The sequence below is a fragment of the Aliiroseovarius sp. Z3 genome (assembly GCF_029105185.1).
Lineage (GTDB): Bacteria > Pseudomonadota > Alphaproteobacteria > Rhodobacterales > Rhodobacteraceae > Aliiroseovarius.
The window spans coordinates 199,306-225,213 of the sequence record NZ_JAFMZK010000003.1 but is presented as its reverse complement, the minus strand read 5'-3'; the positions used below and the strand labels follow the sequence as shown (position 1 = coordinate 225,213).

Below are 25,908 nucleotides of genomic sequence, written 5' to 3'. Positions count from 1 at the left end.
TTTCAAGCGCGATATGGAAACGCGTCAACCGGAGACATATGTAGGTGCTGAGCGGGGCCAAGTCCACCGTTCGAAATGAAAAGGAGACATGCCTTATGTGGCTTTTTGCGCTGTTCATTGCGGTTCCGCTGATCGAGATCGCCCTGTTCATCCAAGTTGGGGGCGCAATCGGCTTGTGGCCAACGCTTGCCATCGTTGTTTTGACCGCCGTTGTCGGCACACAATTGATGCGCGCGCAGGGGGCCTTGGCGCTGTCACAACTGCGTGAAAGCTTCGGTCAGTTGAACGATCCGACCGAACCGTTGGCCCATGGCGCGATGATCCTGTTTTCCGGCGCGCTGCTTTTGACACCGGGCTTCTTTACCGACTTCGTGGGATTTGCGCTGTTGATCCCAGCCGTGCGTCGCGCGGTTTACAACTGGGCGCGGTCGCGCATTCAGGTGCAGACCTTCACGATGGGACAGCAGGGGCCGCATGATGCGCGGCGCCCCCAACACCCCGAGGATGACGTGATTGATGGCGATTTCACCGATGTGACGCCGGAAAAACGCCCGACCCATCCGGGGGTGGAAGGCCCTTCAGGCTGGACCAAACACTGAGCTTGCGTGTCTGGACATATAGATTTTCAGCCACGGCGTGAACGCGTCGGGGGTTTCGGCGATTTTCTGTTCCAGCGTCACCCGGTCAAGCCACCGCACCGCTTGCACCTCTGACGGGTTCAGGGTGATCTGTGGCATCTCGTCGGCGTGAATGACGAACATGTCGACCACCTCGTGCTCGATCAGCCCGCCGCCAACGTCGGCGCGATATTCCAACTGCTCGACCCATTTGGGGTGAACCCCGGTGATCCCCAGCTCTTCTTCCAGACGTCGGATCGCGCAATCGCGCGGTTCTTCATCCCAATGCGGATGGGTGCAGCAACTGTTCGCCCATCTGTTGGGGGTATGATACTTGCCTGCCGCCCGTTGCTGGATCAACACCTTGCCCGCGTGAAACAAAAATACCGACACGGCTTTGTGTTTCACGCCATCCACATGGGCCTGAATTTTTTCAACAGGGGTCAGTGTGCCGTCTATCCAGGCGGGGATCATATCAGTCATAGCGCCCAGATACCGCCAAACCGGGCGCTGGAAAACCCCTTGTTGAGGGTGCCGGGGCAAGGTGGTAAGCACATGCCAACAGTTTTTCCCGAAGGAGAAGATCATGGCCGAGGAAGCCAAAGCACAAACCGCCCCCGTCCAGCCCAAGATGCAGGTTCTGGGCCAATTCATCCGCGACATGTCGTTCGAAAACATTCTGGCCCAGAAAGGTGTTCAGGGTGAGGTTCAGCCTGACATCAATGTCGAAGTTGCTCTGGACGCAAAGAAGCGCCCGGCTGACAACCAGTTCGAAGTGATCTCGAAATACACGATTGGATCGAAGAACAAGAACGGTGGCGAGCAACTGTTCCTGATGGAACTGGAATATGCTGGTATTTTTCAGGTCGAAAATGTTCCAGACGATCAGATGCACCCGTTTCTGATGATCGAATGCCCGCGCATGTTGTTCCCCTTCGTGCGCCGCATCGTGGCTGACGTGACCCGCGACGGCGGCTTCCCGTCGCTGAATCTGGATACCGTCGATTTCCTTGCGCTGTATCGCCACGAGATCGAACGCCGTGTTGCCGCCGAACAGGAAGGCGCAAAGGTCAACTGATCCAGCTGGCCCCGTTAGCTATAAGATTTCCAAACAGCGCCGTCGCCCAGCTTTTCAACGAAAGCGTCATGGGCGGCGGCTTCTTCTTTGCTGATCCGGCTGGGCAAGGGGGTCGGGCGTTGTGTCGGGCGCCATGCCCCACCAGCACCTGACCCGGCCGAGGCACCCTGATCCGGTGCCAGCACAAGGTCAGGCTGGCGACCCCCAATCAGCTCCAGATACACTTCGGCCAGAATTTCACTATCCAAGAGCGCGCCGTGCAACGTACGGGATGAGTTGTCGATGCCAAATCGTCGGCACAAGGCATCCAGTGAGGCCGGTGCCCCCGGGAATTTCTTGCGTGCGATGGCAAGCGTGTCGGTGGCCTGCTCCCATGGAAGTGTCGGAAGGCCCATCCATTTCAATTCGGCATTCAGGAACTTCATGTCAAAGCTGGCATTGTGGATGACCAGACGCGCATCGCCAACGAAGTCCAGAAAGGCTTGACCAATCAGTTTGAACACCGGCTTGTCTTTTAACGTGACCTCGCCTGCTTGCGCGGCGCGTGGGTTCAAAAGCAGGTCGGGGCCAATCCCATGCACCCCGAATGCCTCCTCCGGCATGTCACGTTCCGGGTTGATGTATTGGTGAAAGGTCTTGCCCGTGGGCATGTGGTTGTAAAGCTCAAGACACCCGATTTCGACGATCCGGTCGCCGCCATCCGGGTCAAACCCCGTGGTTTCTGTATCCAGCACAATCTCACGCATGGGACAAACGCTCCTTCACCTTGGCGATCACCGCACTTACGGCGGCACGCGCATCTTCCATGGTTTCCGTTGGGATCACCACATCGGCGCGTTTACGTTTTTCCGCATCCGGCATCTGTTTTGCAAGGATTGTGTTGAACTGTTCTGTGCTCATGGTCCCGCGGGCCAAAACCCGTTCGCGCTGCAAATCAGCAGGGGCAGAGACGACGACAACAAGGTCCATCTGATCATCTGCGCCGGTTTCAAAAAGCAGGGGGATATCAAGCAAAAGGATGGGCGCGTCAGCATCGGCGATAAATTCAGCGCGATCCTGCCCGACCAACGGGTGCACGACGGCCTCGATCTGCGACAGCGCCGTTGGGTCTTTGCCGATCCAGTCTTTCAGAACGTCCCGGTCGACCGCCCCGTCCACAATCGCTGACGGACAAATCGCGCGGATTGCGTCAACCGCAGCCCCCCCTTGGGCATAGATACGATGAACCGCCGCGTCGGCATCCCAGACCGGCACGCCTTCTTGCGCGAACATCGCCGCCGTGGTGGATTTTCCCATGCCAATCGACCCGGTCAGGCCGATGATGAACGGGTTGGTCATGGGCCAAGCACCGCATTTCGCAGCGCCTCATCAACCACCGGACGCATCCCGAACCAGCGTTCGAACCCCGGAACCGCCTGATGCAACAGCATACCCAACCCGTCAACGGTCACGCATCCGGCTTTCTCGGCCTCGTCCAGGAAATGTGTGCGCAGCGGGGTATAGACCAGATCGGTGACCACGGCGTTTGGATTGAACCCGTCCAGCGGCACACGGAAATCAGGCTTGCCCACCATACCAAGCGACGTGGTGTTCACCGCCGTCATCGCATCATCCAGCATATTGCCCGCTTGCAGCCAGTCGAACACCTTGATCCGGTTGCCGAACTCGGCCCGCAACGCATCGGACCGGGCGCGCGTACGGTTGGCAAGACGGATCTCGGGCACTCCAACCTCGATCAACGAGGCGATGACAGCACGCGCTGCGCCGCCTGCGCCAAATACAGCGGCGGGTCCGGTTTCAGGTGCCCAGTCTGGCGCGCCCTGACGCAGGTTTTCGACGAACCCGTAACCGTCGGTGTTATCAGCGTAAATCTTACCGTCCGGCCGGAAGATCAACGTATTCGCTGCCCCGATCAAAGCGGCACGATCTGTCACCGTATCCGCCATGTTCAGCGCTGTTTCCTTGTGGGGTATCGTCACGTTCACACCGACAAACCCCGCTTGCGGAAGTGTTCGAATGACATGCGCGAAATCTTCGTTACTGACCCGCATCGGAATGTAATACCCAGGAATGGCATTCGTCCGCAGCCAATGCCCGTGCAGACGCGGTGACAAAGAATGCTCAATCGGGTCTCCGACCACGCCTGCCAACGGGATACGTCGTTCACTCATATTTCAAGATCTCCTCGCAAGATCAGGTATGACAGCAGTTCTGTCAGCGGCAAACCCAGCACGTTAAAATAGTCGCCATCCACCTTGGCGAACAGTCGAACGCCTTCTTCTTCCAGCTTATACGCCCCAACAGAATGGCGGATGCTTTCCCAGTTTCTGGTGATGTAATTGGCGATGTAGTCGTCAGACAAATTTCGCATCCTCATACGAACGACACCCACATGGCGCCACAGGGGCTTGCCATCCTGATACAGAACGGCCGCCGACAACAAGCGATGGGTTTGACCCGACATCAAGGTCAGTTGCGCTTTCGCGTCCTCTTCATCCCGCGGCTTGGACAAAACCTTACCCCCAAGCTCGGCGATCTGATCACATCCCAGAACCAGATGATCTGGATTTTTCTCACTGATCTTGCGGGCTTTGAATTCGGCCAACGCATCGGCCAGATCGCGGGGACTTGCCCCATCAGCCTCTAACGAAGCGCGGATGGTTTCTTCGTCAATACGGGCGGGCTGGATATCAATTTCAACCCCGGCATTGCGCAACAATTGCGCCCGAATTTCCGAAGCCGAAGCCAAAGTCAGAGAGAAGGCCATGTGATAACCCTGTGGAAAAACTCTGTTTGTTCCGGTGCTCAGAAAATCGGAAAACACGACCCTGACGACACGACTGGAAAACTCATCCCTTTCCTAAGACAGTTTTCAAGTTTCCTCCACTGTGGAAAGTGGTTTTTGCGGGGGTGAGGTTTTTTGCCCACCCTTGACATTTATCCTATTGGTTATCCCCAATAGACATTTCCATATTCTATTTTATAACAATGGCTTACTGTATTTTACCTCTTACCCAATCACTTATTATCCACCTGTTAACAAACACTGGGACAACTTAATAATCCCCATTATTCACAGCCCCTACATAAACATCATCTTTCTTTCTTCTTCTTTATTATTTTAAGAAGGGCAGACCGGACCCGTGTGAACAGGAGTGCTGAGAGTGGGTGAATTTCTGGCCGATATTTACCCTTGGACAAAATCACTTCACATCGTGTCCGTGATTGCCTGGATGGCTGGGCTTTTCTATTTACCACGTCTGTTTGTTTATCATGTCGAGGTTGTCGGATCAGGCAATGAAACGGATGATCTGTTTCAGACCATGGAACGTCGCCTGCTGAAGGCGATCATGAATCCGGCGATGATCAGCACCTGGCTGTTTGGTCTTTTGCTTGTCTTCACACCGGGCCTTGTCGATTGGTCAATGATCTGGCCGTGGACCAAAGCCCTGTCGGTTATCCTTATGACGTGGTTTCACATGTGGCTGGGCGCGCGGCGCAAGGAGTTCATGACTGGCACCAATGTGCTGACGGGGCGGCGATATCGAATGATGAACGAGTTTCCTACGATCCTGATGTTGGTCATCGTCTTTTCGGTCGTGATGAAATTCTAGCATCGTTGACTCGTGGGGCGATCCGCCTTATGTGACGTTTAACGCGGGCCGTCCGGCCACGCATGTTTCCCATTCCTACTTTGACCGCAGCGCCATGCGCATGCCGTCCTAAGGCAATCCCAGAGTATTCTCATGTCCGATAACCGTCTGAACCTCGCCGAGCTGAAAGCCAAAAGCCCGAAAGAGCTTGTGAACATGGCTGAAGAGCTTGAAATCGAAAATGCGTCGACGATGCGCAAGGGCGAGATGATGTTCTCGATCCTGAAAGAGCTGGCCGAGGATGAATGGATCATTGGCGGCGATGGCGTGCTTGAGGTTGTACAGGACGGCTTCGGCTTTCTGCGCTCGCCCGAAGCCAACTATCTGCCCGGCCCGGACGACATCTATGTGTCGCCCGATGTGATCCGGCAATATTCGATGCGCACCGGCGATACGATCGAAGGGATCATCCAGGCGCCGGGCGAGGGCGAAAACTATTTTGCCATCACCAAAGTCGAGAAGATCAATTTCGGCGATCCCGAAGCCGCGAAACACAAGGTTGCCTTCGACAACCTGACCCCGCTTTACCCCGATGAACGCCTGAAGATGGAGATCGAGGATCCGACCATCAAGGACCGTTCGGCCCGGATCATCGACCTTGTGTCGCCGATCGGGAAAGGCCAGCGGGCGCTGATCGTGGCCCCGCCGCGGACGGGTAAGACGGTGCTGTTGCAGAACATCGCCCATTCCATCGAAACCAATCACCCGGAATGCTATCTGATCGTTCTTCTGATCGACGAACGCCCCGAAGAGGTGACGGACATGCAACGGTCGGTGAAAGGCGAGGTTGTGTCCTCGACCTTCGACGAACCGGCGTCGCGTCACGTTGCGGTGGCCGAGATGGTGATCGAAAAAGCCAAGCGTCTGGTAGAACATAAGCGTGATGTGGTGATCCTGCTGGATTCGATCACGCGCCTTGGCCGCGCATTCAACACGACCGTGCCGTCGTCTGGTAAGGTTCTGACGGGTGGTGTGGATGCCAACGCCCTGCAGCGCCCGAAACGCTTTTTCGGCGCCGCCCGGAATATCGAGGAAGGTGGCTCGCTGACCATCATCTCGACCGCGCTGATCGATACTGGTTCGCGGATGGACGAGGTGATCTTTGAAGAATTCAAAGGCACGGGTAACTCCGAGATTGTTCTGGATCGCAAGGTCGCCGACAAGCGCGTCTTCCCGGCCATCGACATCCTGAAATCCGGCACGCGGAAAGAAGAGCTTTTGGTGGACGCAAAGGACTTGCAAAAGACCTATGTGCTGCGCCGTATTCTGAACCCAATGGGCACCACGGACGCGATCGAGTTTCTGATTTCGAAACTGAAGCAAACCAAGACCAACGGTGAGTTCTTCGATTCAATGAACACGTAACTTATTGTTATAAAACAATGGGTTAAATATGGATACGATCTACTCTCTTGCCAGTGCCCGCGGTAAATCGGGTGTCGCCGTGGTCCGGATTTCCGGGCCACACGCGTTTTCGGCTGCGCAGGGGATGGCGGGCGGCTTGCCGACAGTTCGAAAGGCCGGGTTGCGAAACCTGAAAGCCGCGGACGGGTATGTTCTGGACGAAGCCCTTGTGCTTTGTTTTGATGATGGGGCCAGCTTCACCGGCGAACCGGTGGTCGAATTCCAGCTTCATGGATCGACTGCCGTGGTGCGCGCAGTGTTGGATGAGCTGTCATCTTACGCCAATCTTCGCCTGGCGGAACCGGGCGAGTTCACGCGCCGTGCACTTGAAAATGAACGTCTGGATCTGGCCCAGGTCGAAGGGCTTGCCGATCTTCTGGATGCGGAAACCGAAGCGCAGCGGCGGCAGGCATTTAATATTTTGTCCGGCGCGTTGGGGGGCCTCGCGGAAGGGTGGCGACGTGATCTGATCCGCGCCGCAGCGTTGCTGGAAGCCACGATTGATTTTGCGGACGAAGACGTGCCCGTCGATGTCTCGCCCGAAGTAACGGCGTTACTGAACGGCGTTCTGACGACATTGCAGAGCGAGACTGCTGGAACGCGTATCGCCGAACGCATCCGCGACGGATTCGAGGTCGCGATTGTCGGTGCACCCAACGCTGGCAAATCAACCCTTCTGAACGCACTGGCGGGGCGGGATGCGGCTATCACGTCCGAGGTTGCCGGCACCACGCGTGATGTGATCGAGGTGCAGATGGAGTTGGCAGGCCTGCCTGTGACGATTCTGGACACGGCTGGGCTGCGGGAAGCGCAGGATGCCGTTGAAGCCATTGGTGTTGAACGGGCGCTTTCGCGGGCGAAGGCGGCTGATCTACGCGTGTTCCTGAAAACTGACATGGATGAAGTGATGCCGCTGAATCCAGCGACCGATGATATCGTGGTTCTTGGCAAGGCAGATTTGCGCGCCACGGATGGCCTCGCGGTTTCCGGGTTGACGGGGCAGGGCGTTGAAAAGCTGGTGGCTCGTATCGCCAATGTGCTGGAAGATCGGGTCAAAGGGGCTGGCATTGCAACGCGGGCGCGTCACCGGATCGCAATGCAACGCGCGCTTGACGCTTTGGAGGATGCTCGAATCGAGCTACAACATGGGCCAGACCGGGCCGAGTTCGCAGCGGAAGAAATTCGAACCGCCATTCGCGCCCTTGATAGTTTGGTTGGGCGCATAGATGTAGAGCATCTGTTGGATGAAATCTTTGCAAGCTTTTGTCTTGGGAAGTAGCCGCGGAAATTTGGGTATGGAGTGTTTCACGTGAAACATTTGGATTTCGATGTGATCGTCGTTGGCGGAGGCCACGCAGGCGCAGATGCGGCACACGCTTCCGCCCGTCTTGGCGCGCGCACCGCTTTGATTACACTGCGGAAAAGCGATTTGGGTGTTATGTCCTGTAATCCTGCCATTGGCGGGTTGGGCAAGGGTCATTTGGTGCGCGAGATCGACGCGCTGGATGGCCTGATGGGTCGCGTTGCCGACCGCGCGGGTATTCAGTTCCGACTGCTAAACCGACGCAAAGGCCCTGCGGTTCAAGGGCCGCGTGCGCAAGCGGATCGGAAACTTTATCGCGCCGCGATGCAGGAAGAGATCGCGAAAGCCACGAACCTGACCGTCATCGAAGGCGAGACGACCGATCTTGTGATGCATGGTCGGCGCGTTGGTGGTGTGGTCTTGCAGGACGGTAGCACCATTTCGGCGCATGCCGTCATTCTGACCACGGGCACGTTCCTGCGGGGCATCATCCATGTGGGCGATCAGCAAACTGCGGGTGGCCGCATGGGGGATCGTCCTTCGGTCAAGCTGGCTGAGCGGATCGACAGTTTTGGTCTGCCGCTTGGGCGGCTCAAGACCGGCACACCGCCGCGTCTGGATGGGCGCACGATCAATTGGGACATTCTGGATAGCCAGCCGGGGGATGATGACCCGGTGGTCTTTTCGTTCCTGAACACCACACCCGAGGCGCGGCAGATTTCTTGCGGGATTACCCACACGAATGCACAAACCCATGAGATCATTCGCGAAAACCTTGATCGGTCCGCAATGTATGGCGGTCATATCGACGGGGTCGGACCACGCTATTGCCCGTCGATCGAAGATAAGATTGTTCGATTCGCGGACAAGGACTCGCACCAGATTTTCCTCGAACCAGAAGGCTTGGACGATCACACGGTCTATCCGAACGGGATCAGCACATCCCTTCCGGTCGAGGTGCAGGATGCCTATGTCCGGTCGATCATCGGGTTGGAGCAGGCCGAGATTTTGCAACCGGGTTACGCGATTGAGTATGACTATGTGGACCCCCGATCACTGACCGAGACCTTGCGACTTCGCGATGTGCCAGGGTTGTATCTGGCCGGGCAGATCAACGGAACAACCGGATACGAGGAAGCCGCTGCACAAGGTCTGATCGCAGGGCTGAATGCTGCGCTGACCGCCCTGAATCGTGATCCGGTCATCTTTTCGCGGGCGCATTCCTATATGGGTGTGATGGTGGATGACCTGATCACCCGCGGTGTGACCGAACCGTACCGCATGTTCACATCGCGGGCTGAATACCGCCTTTCACTGCGCGCTGACAATGCCGACCAGCGGCTGACCCCGCTGGGAATATCTTTGGGTTGTGTCGGGCCTGAGCGTCAAAATGCCTTTGAAAATAAGGCAGAAGGGCTTGCGCGTGCGAAAGCAGCCCTTACCGGGCGGACTTTTACACCTCAGGATTTGGAAAGACTGGGATTGACGGTGCGCAAGGATGGCACAAAGCGCACCGCTTTTGAGCTTCTGGCCTTTCCGACGGTGGATTATGCGATGATCGCGGATTTGGACAGCTCTTTTGCGGATGTATCAGGTGAGATACAGACCCAGATTTCGCGTGATGCGATGTATGCCAATTATATCGAACGACAGGCGCGCGATGTCGAGGCGCTACAGCGGGATGAAGCGCAACGCATTCCGGACGATTTCCAGTATGATGAGATGGAAGGGCTTTCCAATGAGTTGGCCAGCAAACTAACATTGGCACGCCCAAGAACGCTTGCACAGGCGGCCCGGGTCGAGGGGATGACGCCTGCTGCGTTGACATTGATCCTTGCCAGATTGCGCCGCGCCAGCCGGAAACGTTCAGCATGATGGGCCAAGACGCCCTTGCCGGGCTTGATGTTTCACGTGAAACAATGGAGCGATTGAATATCTACGCGAAGTTGCTTGAGAAGTGGAATCCCGCAATCAACCTCGTCTCGCCATCAACGCTGTCATCTTTGTGGACCCGCCATTTTCTGGATTCGGCGCAGATATTCCGTTTGTCGCAGCCAAAGGTCGCAACATGGTGCGATATGGGGACGGGCGGCGGGTTTCCGGGGCTGATCGTGGCTATACTTGCGCAAGAATTCGACCCCGGCCGCAACACGATCTGCATCGAAAGCGATCTGCGGAAGGCCACATTTCTGCGAACGGTTGTGCGCGAGACGGGTATCAACGCCGATATTATTTCCAAGCGAATTGAAGCGGTTACGCCTTTGGGGGCGGATGTGGTGTCGGCTAGGGCGCTGACCTCGCTGACCAGCCTGCTGGACCTTGCTGATTTGCACCTGAAGGCAGGGGGAACAGCGATTTACCTGAAAGGCGAGAATTACCGCGCCGAGGTCGAAGAAGCGCTTGAAAAATGGCAGTTTGAACTTGATACATATCCCAGCAAGACAAACCCAAACGCTGTTGTTTTGGAGATCGGAGATCTAAGACGTGCCTGATATCATCAATGGCTATGGCCCAAAGATCATTGCGATTACCAATCAAAAAGGCGGGGTGGGCAAAACGACCACCACGATCAACCTTGGCGCTGCTTTGGCCGAGAAGGGAAGCAGGGTGCTTCTTGTCGACCTCGACCCGCAAGGGAATGCGTCGACGGGGCTAGGTGTAGAGGTCGCGGATCGAAAACTCACAACATATGACCTTTTGCTGGAAGAAGCGCCGCTGACCGATGTCTTGCAAGAAACCGATATCGAAAACCTGTTCATTGCGCCAGCGACCACTGACTTGTCCTCGGCGGATATCGAACTGGTCTCGAACGAAAAGCGCAGTCATTTGTTGCATGATGCTGTGCGGGCGACGGGGCTGGGCCAGATGGATCTGGACTATATCCTGATCGACTGCCCGCCGTCGCTGAACCTTCTTACCGTAAATGCGCTGGTGGCCGCGGATAGCGTTCTGATCCCGCTGCAAAGCGAGTTTTTCGCGCTGGAAGGTCTTTCTCAACTGATGTTGACCATTCGCGAAGTGCGTCAAACCGCCAATGCCGATCTTAGGATCGAGGGGATTGTGTTGACCATGTTTGATACCCGGAACAACCTGTCCCGTCAGGTCGAAGCTGACGCGCGCGGCAATCTGGGTGAACTTGTGTTCGACACCATGATCCCGCGCAATGTCCGCGTCAGCGAGGCCCCGTCTTTTGCGTTGCCCGTTCTGATGTATGATCCGATGTCAAAGGGCAGCCAGGCTTACCGCGAGCTGGCATCCGAATTGTCCATACGCAATAGAAGAGGCTGAGATGAGCAAGAATCAAAAACAACGTGGCCTGGGTCGCGGCTTGTCTGCGTTGATGGCCGATGTGACGACCGAAGAAGCGCCAAACACGCAAACCGCGCGTCGCGCCGATCTGGTTGTGCCGGTCGAAAAAATCACGCCAAACCCTGAACAGCCGCGGCGTCAGTTTACCGAAGAACAGCTGAACGATCTTGCGGCCTCGATCCGTGAGAAGGGTGTAATCCAACCCCTGATCGTGCGTCCGAAGCCTGATGCAGAGGGTGAATACGAGATCGTTGCAGGCGAACGCCGCTGGCGGGCATCCCAGATGGCCCAACTCCACGAACTTCCTGTTATTATTAGAGAATATAGCGATACCGAAGCCCTGGAAGTCGCTATCATCGAAAATATTCAGCGGGCTGATCTGAACGCGATCGAAGAGGCTGCAGGCTATCGAGATCTTATGGATCGGTTTGGTCACACACAGGAAAAGGTATCAGAGGCGCTGGGCAAAAGCCGAAGCCACATTGCCAACTTGTTGCGTCTGTTGAACCTACCGGAAGAGGTGCAGGAGTTTGTGCGCGACGGCAAGCTGAGCGCGGGGCACGCGCGAACCTTGGTGACCGCAGATAATCCAATCGACCTGGCGCGCCAGATCATTGCCAAGGGCCTGTCCGTCCGTGCCGCCGAGGCATTGGCAAAATCGCCGAAACCCACAGCGCCAAATCAACCGCGTCAGAAGCCTGAAAAAGATGCGGACACCCGTGCGCTTGAAGGTGATTTGTCAGCTGCTTTGGGGATGAAGGTTCAGATCGACCATGCGGTGGGCGGGGAAAGCGGCACCGTTACAGTGCGCTATGGCTCGCTGGATGATCTCGATACCCTGTGCGGAAAACTGACGTCCTAGTCTGGGATCAGTTCACGAAGAATACCGTTTAGCACCGGGCGGCCCTTTGGGGTCGCCATTAACCGCTGATCTTTGATGCTGATAAGCTCCAGATCAATTAAGTCATTGATTTTATTGATATTTGGTGTGAAATCAAGCTGCTGCTCCATACGGCGCAGATCAATGCCTTCCGTCGTTCGCAAGCCCATCAGCAAAAACTCGGTGATCTGCTCGTCGCGGGGGATAACTGTGCGCTGACGTTCGCCGTGACCCGAGGTGGCGGCAGTAAGCCAGCCTTTCGGGGCAAGTGCGGTTTCCGTCGCGCTGCGCACGCCGTTCAGTGTCAGCCTGCCATGTGCGCCCGGACCGATACCCACCCAATCGCCGGATCGCCAGTAGATGCGGTTGTGCTGGCTTTCCTGTCCGGGCTTCGCGTGGTTCGACACTTCGTAGGCTGGCAACCCGGCGGTGTCACACAGGGATTGCGTCAGGAAAAACATGTCGGTCGCCAGATCTTCTTCGGGCAAGCCGCGCAGCTTGCCTGCATCGAACCGCGCCCCGAAGGCGGTGCCCGGTTCAATGGTCAGTTGATACAGCGACAGGTGGTCGGGGTCATGTGCCAGCGCGCTTTCAAGTTCGGCTTGCCAGGCGGCGAGCGATTGATCCTGACGGGCATAGATCAGGTCGAAGCTGACCCGGTCAAACAGGGATTTGGCCAAGGATAGAGCCTGTTTTGCCTCACTGACCGAATGCAGTCGTCCCAGCCGTTTCAGGTCCGTATCGTTCAACGCCTGAACGCCGATTGAAATCCGATTGACGCCCGCCGCCTTGTATCCAGCGAAGTTCCGCGCCTCGATCGAACCGGGATTGGCCTCCAGCGTGATTTCGACGTCATTGGCAAAGGTCCAATGCTGTGCCGCCCGGTCGATGATCGCGGCAACCGTCGCTGGGGCCATCAGGCTGGGCGTGCCACCGCCGAAATAGATCGAACTGAGAACACGGTTGGGCGTTTCCATAGCGTAGCGGTCGATTTCAGCGACATAGGCGTCAAGCCAAGCGATGTGATCAATCGACGCGACGACATGGCTGTTGAAGTCGCAATAAGGGCATTTGGATTGGCAAAAGGGCCAGTGGACGTAAAGCCCAAAGCCCCCGATTTGCCAATTCTCAAGCAAACGCGCCCCGCACAAGTTTGGCGAAGGCGTCGGCACGGTGGCTCATCTGGTGCTTCTTCGCAGGGTCCATTTCGCCAAACGTGATGTCATGGCCGTCGGGAATGAAGATCGGATCATAGCCGAACCCAAGATCGCCCCGCATTGGCCAAGTCAGGCTGCCATCAACCTTGCCTTCAAAGAGTTCGTCATGGCCGTCCGGCCATGCCAGGCAGAGCGTGCAACGAAACTGGGCCTTCCGGGGATGGGGCGCGTTCTTGTCTTCAAGCAAGCGCCAGGTCTTTTCCATCGCCATCGGAAAATCACGGCCATTTGGCGTTTCCGCCCAATCGGCTGTGTAAACGCCGGGGGCACCGTCAAGCGCGTCAACCATAATGCCGCTGTCATCGGACAGGGCGGGCAGACCCGAGGCTTTGGCCGCGAAATGCGCCTTGATCCGGGCGTTTCCGGCGAACGTATCCTCGGTTTCTTCCGGTTCATCTAATCCGAGAGCGCCAGCCGATGTCACCTGAACGCCGAAAGGCTCTAACAATGCGGAAATCTCACGCAGCTTGCCTTCATTATGCGTTGCGATGACCAGCTCTTTGCCCCCGAACCTGCGCATTACTTCGTCGCCTCCAGCTGGGCGGCAACCAACTCGGACACACCTTTGTCGGCCAGATCCATCAGTTCGTTCATTTGGTCGCGGGTGAAGGTCGAACCTTCTGCGGACATCTGAACTTCGATCAGTTTCGGCCCGCAGAGCACAAAGTTACCATCAACACCGGCCTCTGAATCCTCGGGATAATCCAGATCGAGCACCGGCTGACCAGCGTAAATGCCGCATGACACAGCGGCGACTGGATCCATCAGCGGGTCGGTGGTGATGTCGCCAGCTTTCAGCAGCTTGTTCACGGCAAGACGCAGGGCGACCCAACCGCCGGTGATCGCGGCGCATCTTGTGCCGCCATCGGCCTGAATCACATCGCAATCGACGGTGATCTGACGTTCGCCCAGCCCCACCAGATCAACGCCCGCCCGAAGGGACCGGCCAATCAATCGCTGGATTTCAACGGTGCGTCCGCCCTGTTTTCCGGACGCAGCTTCGCGCCGCATCCGCGACCCGGTGGACCGGGGCAACATCCCGTATTCTGCTGTCACCCAGCCCTTGCCGGAATTTCGCAGAAATGGGGGCACACGCTCCTCAAGGGACGCGGTGCAAAGCACATGCGTGTCGCCAACGCGGATCATGCAGGATCCTTCTGCGTGCTTTGTGATCCCGGTCTCAATTGAAATCGGGCGCATTTGATCTAGATTCCGACCTGACGGGCGCATGGGCTTCCCCCTTTGTTTCATGTTCAAAGGCGTGATACCCATGGCTCTGGCGAAAAGGCAAGGCGATTGCGTATGGAAGACCGTCATGAACTGATGAACGATATGAACGCCCGCTCGCGCGAGGTGTTCCGAAGTGTCGTTGAAAGCTATCTGAGCACAGGCGCGCCGGTGGGTTCGCGCACACTGACCCGTGCGCTGACCGAAAAGGTCAGCGCGGCGACCATTCGCAACGTGATGCAGGATCTGGAGTTTATGGGCCTTCTGGACAGCCCGCATGTTTCGGCTGGCCGCATTCCGACCGAGCTTGGCTTGCGCATGTTCGTCGATGGGTTGCTGGAGGTGTCCAATCTGGATCAGGATGATCGCCAGAAGATTGATGAGACTGTTGGGAAAGCTGACAACAATATCAACACGATGATGGATCGCGTCGGGTCGGCGTTGTCGGGGATTACCGCCGGGGCAAGTCTTGTTCTGACGCCGAAGCATGAGGCACCGATCAAACACATCGAGTTCGTATCGCTGGGCGCAGACCGTGCGCTGGTGGTTTTGGTGTTTGCTGACGGACATGTCGAAAACCGGGTGTTCACCCCACCGATCGGGCAAACTCCGTCCTCGATGCGCGAGGCTGCGAATTTTCTGAACGCCCTTGCGGAAGGGCGCACGCTGTCCGAGCTGCAAACGCTGGTCGAACGCGAGATCAAGAAGCGACGGCAGGAGCTGGACGTTTTGGCCCAGGATCTTGTCGAAAGCGGTGCGGCTCTTTGGGAAAACGAAGGCCAGCCTTATGAGCGATTGATTGTCCGCGGGCGGTCGAATCTGCTGGCGGAAGACGCCGAGGCGGCCGATCTTGAGAAGATCAAAACGCTGTTTGACGACCTTGAGCGCAAGCGCGACATCGCCGAATTCCTTGAATTGGCCGATCAGGGCGAAGGCGTGCGCATTTTTATTGGGTCCGAGAACAAACTTTTCTCACTTTCGGGTTCCTCTTTGGTGGTTTCCCCATATATGAACGCTGATCGAAAGATCATTGGTGCGGTTGGGGTCATCGGGCCCACGCGATTGAACTATGGGCGGATCGTGCCCATCGTCGATTACACCGCGCAACTGATTGGCAAGATGATCTCGGATCGAAGGTAAAGGCGAAGAGATGGCTGACGCAAAGAACGAAGCAGTAGAGAACCTGGAATCGGCAATCGAAGAGCTGATGACCGAGGAAGTAGAAATTGATCTGACCGAGGAAGAGCCGGTTGACGAACTGGCTGCCCTGCGCGCCGAGCGGGACGAATTCAAAGACCGCTTCATGCGGGCGTTGGCGGATGCCGAAAACACGCGCAAACGCGGCGAACGCGACCGCCGTGAAGCCGAGCAATACGGCGGGTCGAAGCTGGCACGTGACATGCTGCCTGTTTACGACAACATGAAACGTGCGCTGGAGGCTGCGGGCGAAGCTGGCGACGGCGCGAAGGCGTTGGTTGAGGGTGTTGAGCTGACGATGCGGTCGCTTCTGAACATTTTTGAAAAACACGGTATTCGGCTTTTGGCGCCGGAAGTAGGTGACAAGTTCGACCCGGAAGTGCACGAAGCCATGTTCGAAGCCCCCGTGCCCGGCACCAAGTCGGGCGACATCATTCAAGTGATGGGCGAAGGCTTCATGTTGCATGACCGATTGCTGCGTCCCGCGCAGGTCGGCGTGTCCTCGACCCCGAAATAAGCTGATCGACCAAGAACGCCCCCAGAGCCGGGGGCGTTTTTATGTGTCGCCCAGCTTTTCCTTAAGCTGATAGAGCAGGTTCAGCGCCTCGATCGGGCTGAGACCGTCGGGCTGAATGTCCGCCAAGGCCAGCTCGATGTCTGACGGGCCTTTGGTGTTGGTTTGCACCGGGGCTGGCGTGGCGGCAAACAGGGGAAGATCGTCGATCACGGCCTTCTGACCGGTGCCTTCACGCTCGCCTTTTTCCAAGGCTTCCAAAACAGTGTTGGCCCGCGCAATCACGCTGTCAGGCAAGCCCGCCAGCTTGGCGACCTGCACGCCATAAGACCGATCAGCGGCGCCCTTGCGCACCTCGTGCAGAAAGACGACCTCGCCTTCCCATTCTTTCACGGCGATCGTGGCGTTTTCCACGCCGTCCAGCTTGGCGGCGAGCTGTGTCATCTCGTGATAATGCGTGGCGAACAAAGCGCGACACCTGTTTACATCGTGAAGATGCTCAAGCGTGGCCCAGGCAATCGACAGCCCGTCATAGGTCGCGGTGCCGCGTCCGATTTCATCCAGAATGACCAATGCCCGGTCGTCTGCCTGGTTCAGGATCGCGGCGGTTTCTACCATTTCGACCATGAAAGTGGATCGCCCGCGCGCCAGATCGTCCGACGCACCCACGCGGCTGAACAATTGTGACACGATCCCGATATGAGCGGACTTGGCAGGAACATAGCTTCCGCTTTGCGCGAGCAGCGCGATCAAGGCGTTCTGTCGCAGAAAGGTGGATTTACCGGCCATGTTCGGACCGGTCAGCAACCAGATGTCGGCATCACGTGCGCCGTCAGAAAGGCGACAGTCATTGGCGACAAACGGATCACCCGCACGCTTCAGCGCGGCTTCGACCACCGGGTGGCGTCCCGCTTGCACATCGAAAACACGGCTGTCATCGACTTTCGGCGCGGTCCAGTTTTCTGATCGGGCAAGCGTTGCGAAACCTGCCGACACATCCAGTTCGGCCAGGCCGCGAGCGGTAGTTGCAAGCTCGGCGGCCTGATCCAAAATCTGCGAAACTAGGGTGGAATAGAGCCTCTTCTCAATCTCCAGCGCACGGTTGCCGGCGTTCAGGATCTTGGTTTCCATATCGCTCAGCGCCACGGTGGTGAATCGAACCGCATTGGCCGTGGTTTGCCGGTGGATATAATGCTCGGACAAGGGTGCGCCGAGCATTTTCTGGGCGTGGGTCGCTGTTGTTTCGATGAAATAGCCAAGAACATTGTTGTGCTTGATCTTCAGGCTACCGATGCCGGTATGCTCAGCATATTGCGCCTGCATTCCGGCAATCACGCCGCGCCCCTCGTCGCGCAACTGGCGCGCTTCGTCCAGTTCGGTGTCGTAACCGGGTGCGATAAAGCCGCCGTCGCGGGCCAGAAGGGGCGGTTCGGCAACCAGCGCGTCTTCCAGCAGGCTGGACAGGTCGTCATGCCCAGTCAGTGCTTTCGCAGCGTTGGCCAGATTGTCAGGCAGATCCTGACCTGAAAGCGTCTTGGAAATATCAGCCGCCGCCGCAACCCCTCCGCGAATGGCGGCCAAATCGCGCGGTCCGCCGCGGTCAAGCCCAAGGCGGGACAATGCGCGATCAATATCAGGAACGTTTCGCAGGGCCGCGCGGACATCTTCGGTCAGGCGCGGCGCTTCTTTGAAGAATGTGACCCCGTCCAGCCGGGCGCGGATGTCTTTCAGATCGCAGGAGGGGCTGGACAAGCGACGCTCCAACAAGCGCCCGCCGCCTGCGGTCGCTGTCCGGTCGATCACGGACAGCAGCGATCCATCCCGTCCGCCCGAAAGGCTGTGGGTCAGCTCCAGATTGCGGCGCGTGGCGGCGTCGATCTGCATCGTGCCATGTGCCATCTCGCGAACCGGAGGGCGCAGCAGCGGCAGCTTTCCTTTCTGCGTGATGTCAAGATATTCGACAATCGCGCCCATCGCGCCCGTCTCGGCACGAGAAAAGGAACCGAAGGCGTCCAGCGATCCGACCTTGAACAGCTCCAGCAAGCGTTTTTCAGCACCGGCGCTGTCAAATGCCGCGCGTCCCAGGCCGGTTTCGGATGCGCCGGATTCAGAGACTAATCCACCCAGTTCCGCGCCTAGATCGTCACAGATGACCATCTCGCGCGGTGCAAGGCGGGCCAGCTCGGGCGACAGCCGTGTGCGGTTGCATGGCATGACGCGGAAGGCCCCGGTCGAGATATCGACCCATGCCAGCGCCGCATCATCGCGCACCTCGTTATAGGCGGCCAAGAAGTTGTGACGGCGCGCGTCCAGCAGGCTTTCTTCGGTCAGGGTGCCGGGTGTAACCAATCGGACCACGTCGCGTTTCACCACCGACTTTGATCCACGCTTCTTGGCCTCGGCTGGATCCTCCATCTGTTCGCAAACCGCGACGCGAAACCCCTTGCGGATCAGGGTTAGCAAATATCCTTCTGCGGAATGAACCGGCACGCCGCACATGGGAATGTCTTCCCCCAGATGCTTGCCCCGCTTGGTCAGGGCAATGTCCAGCGCGGCGGCTGCGGCCACGGCATCGTCAAAAAACAGCTCGTAAAAATCGCCCATGCGATAGAACAAAAGCGCGTCGGGATAGCCTTCCTTGATCTCAAGAAATTGCGCCATCATCGGCGTGACTTTGGCCGTCTTATCGCTCACCTCTGATCCCCCGTGATCCGGTTTGCGACAGACTATGTCCTTCACTTCCCGGACGAAAGGGCCATCAGGTGTTTTTACGTCGCGAGATCCAGTTCCAGCTTGAGGCGCACATCTCATCCAGACCCAATTCCGCCTTGAAACCCAGAATCTGTTCAGCCAATCGCGTATCGCCATAAACGCGGGCCACATCCCCAGCGCGACGCGGCGCGATCCGGCAAGGTATCGTGTGCCCGCAGGCGCGCTCATAGGCCCGCAGCACCTCAAGCACCGAATACCCGGTGCCGGTGCCAAGATTGACCACGTGCCCGGTGCCCGAGGTCAGCAGCGCATCAAGGGACTGCACATGTCCCTTCGCCAAATCCATCACATGGATATAGTCGCGAACACCTGTGCCATCCGGGGTGTCGTAGTCATCGCCCCAGACCGAAAGCTGCGCCAGTTCGCCGGTGGCGACCTTGGCAATATAGGGCATCAGGTTGTTCGGAATATCATTGGGATCTTCGCCGATCAGGCCGGTTTCATGTGCGCCCACGGGATTGAAATAACGCAATACTCCGAAGGCCCAGCGATCGTCCGACGCGGCGATCTGTTCCAAGGATTGTTCGCAGACCAGCTTGGTAAAACCATATGGATTGTTGAAGCTGCGCGCGGCGGTTTCGCTGACAGGCAGTTGATCGGGCTGGCCATATACGGTTGCCGAAGACGAAAAGACCAGCCTGAATACTTCGGCCCGCTGCATTGACCTGAGCAAGGCATAGAGCCCGGCAATATTCGAATCCATGTAATCCAGCGGCTTCTCGACGCTTTCCCCCACCGCTTTCTGAGCAGCGAAATGTATGACGGCGGTAATGTCGTGGTCGGCGAAGATGCGGTGCAGCAGCGCCTCGTCGCGCACATCGCCTTCGATCAAGATGACAGGTGCGCCCGTGATAACCTCAAGCCGGTCTGTTACATCGCGGCGCGCGTTCGAGAAGTTGTCGAGGATAACCGCTTCAAACCCGGCATTCTTCAGCGCAACATAGGTATGCGATCCGATAAATCCCGCCCCGCCGGTAAGTAAGATTTTTTGTGCCACGTGAAGCCCCTTGGTCATTGGTCGAGGTATAGGCCGGATCGAACCAAAAGGCACGTGCGAATGGTGGAGATCTGGCGACCACGCTGCAATTTCTGTTGTTGCGAATAACAATGGGGTTGCAGCATGATAATTGCGCCACAAATAACATTTCAGACATAAAGTTACGTGATTAGTGGTTGAGGCCGCTGCCTCCCCCCTGTAAGGCTTTGCCGGACAACGATCATTTACAAAAGGCCGCCCCTATGCCCAAAGCCAAGATAACCTCGGAAGAGGCGCTTGCCTTCCACCTGGACCCCGTGCCCGGCAAATTTGAGGTTACGCCCTCGGTTCCGATGACCACACAGCGCGATTTGTCGCTGGCATACAGCCCCGGCGTTGCTGTCCCGTGCGAGTCCATCGCCGCCGACCCGCAGACAGCTTATGACTATACGAACAAGGGCAACCTTGTCGCTGTGATCTCGAACGGGACGGCGGTTTTGGGGTTGGGCAACCTTGGTGCGCTTGCCTCAAAACCGGTGATGGAAGGCAAGGCGGTTCTGTTCAAGCGTTTCGCCGATGTGAACTCGATCGACATCGAGCTGGACACCGAAGACCCCGAGGCCTTCATCAACGCGGTGAAACTGATGGGTCCGACCTTTGGGGGCATCAACCTTGAGGACATCAAGGCGCCGGAATGTTTCATCATCGAACAGCGTTTGAAAGAGGAAATGGACATTCCTGTCTTTCACGACGATCAGCACGGCACGGCGGTGATCTGTGCGGCTGGCCTGATGAACGCGCTGCATTTGTCAGGAAAGAAGATCGAAGACTGCCGGATCGTGCTGAACGGGGCCGGGGCTGCCGGGATCGCGTGTATCGAGCTGATCAAGGCGATGGGTGCCAAGCATGACAACTGCATCGTGTGCGACACCAAGGGCGTGATCTATCAGGGCCGCAAAGACGGTATGAACCAATGGAAGTCAGCCCACGCCGCCAACACCGATCTGCGCACGCTGGAAGAGGCGATGGATGGCGCAGACGTGTTCCTTGGCGTGTCGGTCAAGGGGGCGGTGACGCAGGACATGGTTGCGTCGATGGCGGATAATCCGGTGATTTTCGCAATGGCGAACCCAGATCCCGAGATCACACCGGAAGAGGCTCACGAGGTGCGCAATGACGCAATCGTGGCGACGGGCCGGTCGGATTATCCCAACCAGGTGAACAACGTGCTGGGCTTTCCATACCTGTTTCGCGGTGCGTTAGACATCAATGCGCGGGCCATCAATGACGAGATGAAGATCGCCTGTGCCCGCGCTCTGGCCGAGTTGGCGCGCGAAGATGTGCCGGACGAGGTCGCGATGGCCTATGGCAAGAAGCTGACCTTCGGGCGCGATTACATCATCCCCACGCCCTTTGATCCGCGCTTGATTCATGTCGTGCCGCCAGCCGTTGCGCGTGCCGGGATGGACACTGGCGTGGCGCGTCGTCCGATCATCGACATGGATGGCTACGAGCAAAGCCTGAAGGCGCGGATGGATCCAACCGCCTCGATCTTGCGGGGGATCACGGCCCGGGCGCGCAAGAATCAGGCGACGATGGTGTTTGCCGAAGGCGATACGCCGCAAGTGTTGCGGGCCGCCGTTCAGTATCAACGCAATGGCTATGGCCGCGCGTTGGTGGTTGGCCGCGAAGAAGATGTGAAAGCCAAGCTGGAGGCCGAAGGGCTGGGCGATGCGGTGCGCGAATTGCGTGTGGTCAATGCCGCGAACACCGACCATATGGATCAGTACAAAGAGTTTTTGTATGAACGCTTGCAGCGCAACGGCTTTGACCGCCATGACATTCATCGGCTTGCGGCGCGCGATCGACATGTTTTTGCATCGCTGATGCTGGCGCACGGGCATGGTGACGGGCTGATCACCGGGGCCACACGCAAATCCGCTTACATTCTGGATCGGATCAACCATGTGTTTGACGCAAGGGCGACTGACGGCGCTGTGGGTGTCACCGCTGTTCTGCACAGGGGGCGGATCGTGCTGATCGCCGACACTTTGGTGCATGAATGGCCCGAAACCGAAGATCTGGCCAATATCGCCGAGCGTGCCGCCGGCGTGGCGCGCGGTCTTGGACTTGAACCGCGGGTTGCCTTCGTCAGCTTCTCGACCTTTGGCTATCCGGTGTCGGAGCGGGCCGAGAAGATGCACGAAGCCCCGGCGATCCTTGAAAAACGCGGTGTGGATTTCGAGTTTGATGGCGAGATGACCGCCGATGTGGCCCTGAATGCCGAGGTGATGGCCCATTACCCCTTCTGCCGCCTGTCTGGTCCGGCGAATGTGCTTGTCGTTCCCGCGCGCCATTCGGCGTCGATTTCGGTCAAGATGATGCAGGAGCTTGCGGGCGCGACGGTCATTGGCCCGATTCTGTCGGGCATCGACCAGCCGATCCAGATTTGTTCGACGAATTCGACCTCGAACGACATTCTGAACATGGCGGTTCTGGCGGCGGCTCGGCTGGGTGAACGATAAGTAAGGCCGTTTGACCGGCTTTGTCCTGTGTCCCTATCGTGGGGCATGGGATATCTGACAACTCATTGGCGTGGCGAGCAGCCCCTGAACCGCTCGTTTTGGGTGAACGGCGTGTTGTTGCGGCTGTGCGTCTACGGCCTTCTGGCGGTGCTGACATGGGCGCAGCCCTTGCCCAAGGCCGTCCTGTTCGTGGCGGTTGCGGGCGATCTTATCGTCATGATCTGGCAGTCCGTCGGGTATTTTCGGGCGGCTGAACATAACCTGTCAGGGTCCAGCTCGATGCTGCCCTTATGGGGCGGGATTATTGCATTGATCGTCGGTGTTTCCGTGATGCTGGCGCAGTGGTGGGGGCTGGTACTGGCCGCCAATGCCTTGCCCGAAGATGAGCTGTATTCCACAAAGATGGATCGGATGCGCGCAGCGCAATATGAACTGTCGGTCGATGAGGCGCGGAGCGTCGTGAGATTCAGCGGCGCGCTGACCCATGGTGTCACCAAGCGGATGGCGTCGATATTGGACGATAATAATGGGATCTCCGTTGTTCATCTGAACAGCTCCGGCGGCAATATATTCGAGGCGCGTGGGCTGGCAAAACTGATCGTTTCGGCCAAGTTAGACACACATGTTGATGAAAGCTGCAGTTCGGCCTGCACGATTGTCTTCATTGCCGGGGCGACGCGCACGGCTGATCCAGACGCGCGGCTGGGTTTCCATGGTTACGCACTGATGGACGCCGCCAAACTGCCGCAGTTTGACATCAAGGCCGAGCAAGAGCGCGACAGGGCTTTCTTTGTTCAGCAAGGCGTCACTGACAGTTTTGCGGCACGTATCTATGACAGCCCAAATCGGTCCATTTGGTTCCCCGATCATGATGAACTGTCACGGGCCAATGTTCTGACTCAAGTGCGTCAGGACGAATAGAAAACACCCCGCCACGAATGACGGGGTGTATTTGCAGTATTGTCTGGAATGTTAGCCAATGATGGCGTTCAGCGTGGCGCTTGGGCGCATGACTTTCGCCTTCTTTTCGACGCTGGGGTGGTAATACCCACCAATGTCGGCAGCCGGTCCCTGAACCGCAGCGATCTCTGACAGGATCGCATCTTCGCCGTCGGCCAGAGCCTTGGCAACCGGAGCGAACTCTGCCGCAATCGCGGCGTCGTCGGTTTGCGCAGCAAGGGCTTCGGCCCAATAGCGCGCGAACCAATAGTGGCTGTCGCGGTTGTCCGGTTCGCCGACCTTGCGCGAGGGCGAGCGGTTGTTGTCCAGAATGCCCTGCGTGGCATCCTCGGCCGCGCGGCCCAAAACGCCTGCTTTGGTGTTGCCCTTGGCGTCGGCCAGGAAGTTCAGGCTTTCACCAAGCGCACAGAATTCACCCATCGAATCCCAGCGCAGGTGGTTTTCCTCAACAAGCTGCTGAACATGTTTGGGGGCAGAGCCGCCCGCACCTGTTTCAAACAACCCACCACCATTCATCAGCTTCACAATCGACAGCATCTTGGCTGAGGTGCCAAGCTCAAGGATCGGGAACAGGTCGGTCAGATAGTCGCGCAGAACGTTGCCGGTGATGGCAATCGAATCTTTGCCCGCAGTGATGGTTTCCAGCGATTGGCGGGTGGCTTCGCGCGGGGCCATGATCTGGAACTTGTCGGCAACACCGGCCGTTTTCAGGGCGGGTTCGACATATTTGATCAGCTCGGCGTCATGGGCACGATTGGCATCCAGCCAGAAGATCGCTTCCGACCCGGTCAGACGTTGACGATCCATCGCCAGCTCGATCCAGTTTTCAATCGGAGCCTTCTTGACGGTGCAAGCGCGCCAGATATCGCCGGCCTCAACCTCGTGGCTGTGTAGGGTTTCACCGTTTGCCAGAACCACGCGGATCGTGCCGTCAGCGGGCGCTTCGAACGTGGTGGGGTGCGAGCCATATTCTTCGGCCTTCTGCGCCATCAGGCCCACATTCGCAACGGCGCCTGCGGTGGTCACGTCCAGTTTACCATTTTCTTTGAAGAAATTGATCGTTTCGTCATAGACAGTGGCATAGCAGCGGTCGGGGATCACGCAGTTGGTGTCGCCCTTTTTGCCTGCCGCATCCCAGCCCTTGCCGCCCGCACGGATCACGGCGGGCATCGAGGCGTCGATGATCACATCCGAGGGCACGTGCAGGTTGGTGATGCCCTTGTCGCTGTCGACCATATACATTGCAGGACGCTCGGCGGTCAGAGCTTCAATGGCGGCCATAATCTCGGCATCGCCTTCGACCCGCTCCAACAGGTCACCCATGCCCGAGTTCGGGTTCACGCCCAGTGCGTCCAGCTTATCGGCGAATTTTTCGAAAACCGGGGCCAGCCATGCCTTGACGGCGTGACCAAAGATGATCGGGTCCGAAACCTTCATCATGGTCGCCTTCATGTGAAGCGAAAACATGGTGCCGTCTTTCTTGGTGTCCGCGATGGCATCTGCCAGGAAGGCGCCCAGCGCCTTGGCCGACATGAAGGTGGCGTCGGCAATCGTGCCTTCGTCCAGCGTCCAGCCGTCTTTCAGAACGGTCACGTTGCCATCCTTGCCGACGAATTCGATTTTCGCATCACCTGCCTGATCTGCGGTAATCGTCGCGGACTTTTCGTTGGCATAGAAATCATTGTCCGGCATGGACGAGACCTTGGTCTTGCTGTCCGCCGACCAATCCCCCATCGAATGCGGGTTGTTCTGGGCGTAATTCTTCACCGCCTTTGCGGCGCGACGGTCCGAGTTGCCTTCGCGCAGAACCGGGTTCACCGCAGACCCTTTGATCGCATCATACCGGGCGCGGATCGCCTTTTCTTCATCGGTCTTGGGTTCTTCGGGATAATCGGGCAGGGCATAACCCTGAGCTTGCAGCTCTTCCACCGCAGCGACAAGCTGTGGCACCGAGGCCGAGATGTTGGGCAGCTTGATCACGTTGGCATCTGGTGTTTTCACCAGCTTGCCAAGCTCGGCCAGGTCATCCGATTGGCGCTGGTCTTCGGTCAGATTCTCGGGAAAGGCCGAGATGATGCGCGCGGCAAGCGAAATGTCTTTGGTGCCAACTGTCACGCCTGCCGCCGAGGCGAAACGCTTGATGATGGGCAGGAACGACGCGCTGGCCAGCTCGGGCGCTTCGTCTACAATGGTATACAGAATATCAGGTTGCGATGTATCGGTCATGTCAGGACACCTCTTTTTTTCGCGGAGAGCTTCACCTCGGGACCATTGCC

At 57.7% G+C, this 25,908-nt stretch carries 24 protein-coding genes; 13 read left to right on the top strand and 11 right to left on the bottom strand.

Features of this window, described 5'->3' with window-relative positions; genetic code table 11:
• Positions 1–95 precede the first annotated feature (95 nt).
• On the top strand, positions 96–599 hold the full coding sequence (locus J3R80_RS06770; protein ID WP_275393003.1) for an FxsA family protein: 504 nt from the start codon (positions 96–98) through the stop codon (positions 597–599).
• Here the strand turns inward: J3R80_RS06770 and idi are convergent.
• On the bottom strand, positions 579–1,100 hold the full coding sequence (idi, locus tag J3R80_RS06765; protein ID WP_275393002.1) for an isopentenyl-diphosphate delta-isomerase: 522 nt from the start codon (positions 1,098–1,100) through the stop codon (positions 579–581). The two genes, J3R80_RS06770 and idi, sit on opposite strands and share 21 nt — an antisense overlap.
• A 103-nt stretch (positions 1,101–1,203) precedes the next feature.
• Between idi and secB the strand changes: the two genes are divergently transcribed.
• Positions 1,204–1,695, top strand: coding sequence for a protein-export chaperone SecB (secB, locus tag J3R80_RS06760; protein WP_275393001.1), 492 nt, complete (start codon positions 1,204–1,206; stop codon positions 1,693–1,695).
• 14 nt (positions 1,696–1,709) lie between these two features.
• Here secB and dnaQ read toward each other — a convergent pair whose 3' ends face one another.
• The 4 genes from dnaQ to J3R80_RS06740 are packed head-to-tail and all read right to left on the bottom strand — an operon-like array spanning position 1,710 to position 4,462.
• Entirely contained in the window at positions 1,710–2,441 is a 732-nt protein-coding gene (dnaQ, locus tag J3R80_RS06755; protein ID WP_275393000.1) for a DNA polymerase III subunit epsilon, read from the bottom strand.
• Complete coding sequence (coaE, locus tag J3R80_RS06750) at positions 2,434–3,033, bottom strand: dephospho-CoA kinase (protein ID WP_275392999.1); 600 nt, start codon at positions 3,031–3,033, stop codon at positions 2,434–2,436. The genes dnaQ and coaE overlap by 8 nt, the downstream gene beginning before the upstream one ends.
• On the bottom strand, positions 3,030–3,866 hold the full coding sequence (locus tag J3R80_RS06745) for a shikimate dehydrogenase (RefSeq protein ID WP_275392998.1): 837 nt from the start codon (positions 3,864–3,866) through the stop codon (positions 3,030–3,032). The genes coaE and J3R80_RS06745 overlap by 4 nt, the downstream gene beginning before the upstream one ends.
• Positions 3,863–4,462: a Maf family nucleotide pyrophosphatase gene (locus J3R80_RS06740; protein WP_275392997.1), complete on the bottom strand. Its 600-nt coding sequence runs from the start codon at positions 4,460–4,462 to the stop codon at positions 3,863–3,865. The genes J3R80_RS06745 and J3R80_RS06740 overlap by 4 nt, the downstream gene beginning before the upstream one ends.
• 397 nt (positions 4,463–4,859) lie before the next feature.
• Here J3R80_RS06740 and J3R80_RS06735 point away from each other — a divergent pair, with 397 nt between their 5' ends.
• From J3R80_RS06735 to J3R80_RS06705, 7 genes are all read left to right on the top strand, one after another.
• Positions 4,860–5,309: a CopD family protein gene (locus J3R80_RS06735; protein WP_275392996.1), complete on the top strand. Its 450-nt coding sequence runs from the start codon at positions 4,860–4,862 to the stop codon at positions 5,307–5,309.
• Between the two features lie 132 nt (positions 5,310–5,441).
• Positions 5,442–6,713 carry a transcription termination factor Rho gene (gene rho, locus J3R80_RS06730; RefSeq protein WP_275392995.1) on the top strand — a complete coding sequence of 424 codons (1,272 nt, stop codon included), beginning with the start codon at positions 5,442–5,444 and terminating at the stop codon, positions 6,711–6,713.
• A 28-nt stretch (positions 6,714–6,741) separates the two neighbouring features.
• A complete protein-coding gene (mnmE, locus tag J3R80_RS06725; protein WP_275392994.1) occupies positions 6,742–8,031 on the top strand; it encodes a tRNA uridine-5-carboxymethylaminomethyl(34) synthesis GTPase MnmE in 1,290 nt (429 codons plus the stop codon).
• A 30-nt stretch (positions 8,032–8,061) separates the two neighbouring features.
• Positions 8,062–9,930 carry a tRNA uridine-5-carboxymethylaminomethyl(34) synthesis enzyme MnmG gene (gene mnmG / locus J3R80_RS06720; RefSeq protein ID WP_275392993.1) on the top strand — a complete coding sequence of 623 codons (1,869 nt, stop codon included), beginning with the start codon at positions 8,062–8,064 and terminating at the stop codon, positions 9,928–9,930.
• Positions 9,927–10,547, top strand: a complete 621-nt coding sequence (gene rsmG, locus J3R80_RS06715; RefSeq protein WP_275392992.1) for a 16S rRNA (guanine(527)-N(7))-methyltransferase RsmG — start codon at positions 9,927–9,929, stop codon at positions 10,545–10,547. Before mnmG ends, rsmG begins: the two co-directional genes overlap by 4 nt.
• Positions 10,540–11,343, top strand: coding sequence for an AAA family ATPase (locus J3R80_RS06710; protein WP_275392991.1), 804 nt, complete (start codon positions 10,540–10,542; stop codon positions 11,341–11,343). Before rsmG ends, J3R80_RS06710 begins: the two co-directional genes overlap by 8 nt.
• 1 nt (position 11,344) lies before the next feature.
• Entirely contained in the window at positions 11,345–12,226 is an 882-nt protein-coding gene (locus tag J3R80_RS06705) for a ParB/RepB/Spo0J family partition protein (protein WP_275392990.1), read from the top strand.
• On the opposite strand, the gene hemW is transcribed toward J3R80_RS06705, so the two are convergent.
• From hemW to rph, 3 genes are read right to left on the bottom strand one after another with little or no spacing between them, the layout of a single operon-like run.
• Positions 12,223–13,380, bottom strand: a complete 1,158-nt coding sequence (gene hemW, locus J3R80_RS06700; RefSeq protein WP_275392989.1) for a radical SAM family heme chaperone HemW — start codon at positions 13,378–13,380, stop codon at positions 12,223–12,225. The two genes, J3R80_RS06705 and hemW, sit on opposite strands and share 4 nt — an antisense overlap.
• Positions 13,373–13,981, bottom strand: a complete 609-nt coding sequence (rdgB, locus tag J3R80_RS06695; protein ID WP_275392988.1) for an RdgB/HAM1 family non-canonical purine NTP pyrophosphatase — start codon at positions 13,979–13,981, stop codon at positions 13,373–13,375. Before rdgB ends, hemW begins: the two co-directional genes overlap by 8 nt.
• Positions 13,981–14,691 carry a ribonuclease PH gene (gene rph / locus J3R80_RS06690; protein ID WP_275393262.1) on the bottom strand — a complete coding sequence of 237 codons (711 nt, stop codon included), beginning with the start codon at positions 14,689–14,691 and terminating at the stop codon, positions 13,981–13,983. Before rph ends, rdgB begins: the two co-directional genes overlap by 1 nt.
• Before the next feature lie 72 nt (positions 14,692–14,763).
• On the opposite strand from rph, the gene hrcA reads away from it, so the two are divergent.
• Together hrcA and J3R80_RS06680 are read left to right on the top strand one after the other, a co-directional pair.
• Positions 14,764–15,828 carry a heat-inducible transcriptional repressor HrcA gene (gene hrcA, locus J3R80_RS06685; RefSeq protein ID WP_275392987.1) on the top strand — a complete coding sequence of 355 codons (1,065 nt, stop codon included), beginning with the start codon at positions 14,764–14,766 and terminating at the stop codon, positions 15,826–15,828.
• Positions 15,829–15,838: 10 nt separating this feature from the next.
• Positions 15,839–16,402, top strand: coding sequence for a nucleotide exchange factor GrpE (locus tag J3R80_RS06680; RefSeq protein WP_275392986.1), 564 nt, complete (start codon positions 15,839–15,841; stop codon positions 16,400–16,402).
• Positions 16,403–16,441: 39 nt separating this feature from the next.
• Here J3R80_RS06680 and mutS read toward each other — a convergent pair whose 3' ends face one another.
• Together mutS and galE are read right to left on the bottom strand one after the other, a co-directional pair.
• Positions 16,442–19,063 carry a DNA mismatch repair protein MutS gene (gene mutS / locus J3R80_RS06675; RefSeq protein WP_275393261.1) on the bottom strand — a complete coding sequence of 874 codons (2,622 nt, stop codon included), beginning with the start codon at positions 19,061–19,063 and terminating at the stop codon, positions 16,442–16,444.
• Positions 19,064–19,157: 94 nt separating this feature from the next.
• Positions 19,158–20,168 carry a UDP-glucose 4-epimerase GalE gene (gene galE, locus J3R80_RS06670; RefSeq protein ID WP_275392985.1) on the bottom strand — a complete coding sequence of 337 codons (1,011 nt, stop codon included), beginning with the start codon at positions 20,166–20,168 and terminating at the stop codon, positions 19,158–19,160.
• Positions 20,169–20,410: 242 nt separating this feature from the next.
• Between galE and J3R80_RS06665 the strand changes: the two genes are divergently transcribed.
• The gene (locus J3R80_RS06665) at positions 20,411–22,672 is read left to right on the top strand and encodes an NADP-dependent malic enzyme (protein ID WP_275392984.1); all 2,262 of its coding nucleotides are present in this window, start codon (positions 20,411–20,413) and stop codon (positions 22,670–22,672) included.
• Positions 22,673–22,717: 45 nt separating this feature from the next.
• Entirely contained in the window at positions 22,718–23,593 is an 876-nt protein-coding gene (locus J3R80_RS06660; protein WP_275392983.1) for a hypothetical protein, read from the top strand.
• Positions 23,594–23,644: 51 nt separating this feature from the next.
• On the opposite strand, the gene J3R80_RS06655 is transcribed toward J3R80_RS06660, so the two are convergent.
• The gene (locus J3R80_RS06655) at positions 23,645–25,858 is read right to left on the bottom strand and encodes an NADP-dependent isocitrate dehydrogenase (RefSeq protein WP_275392982.1); all 2,214 of its coding nucleotides are present in this window, start codon (positions 25,856–25,858) and stop codon (positions 23,645–23,647) included.
• Between the last annotated feature and the right edge of the window lie 50 nt (positions 25,859–25,908).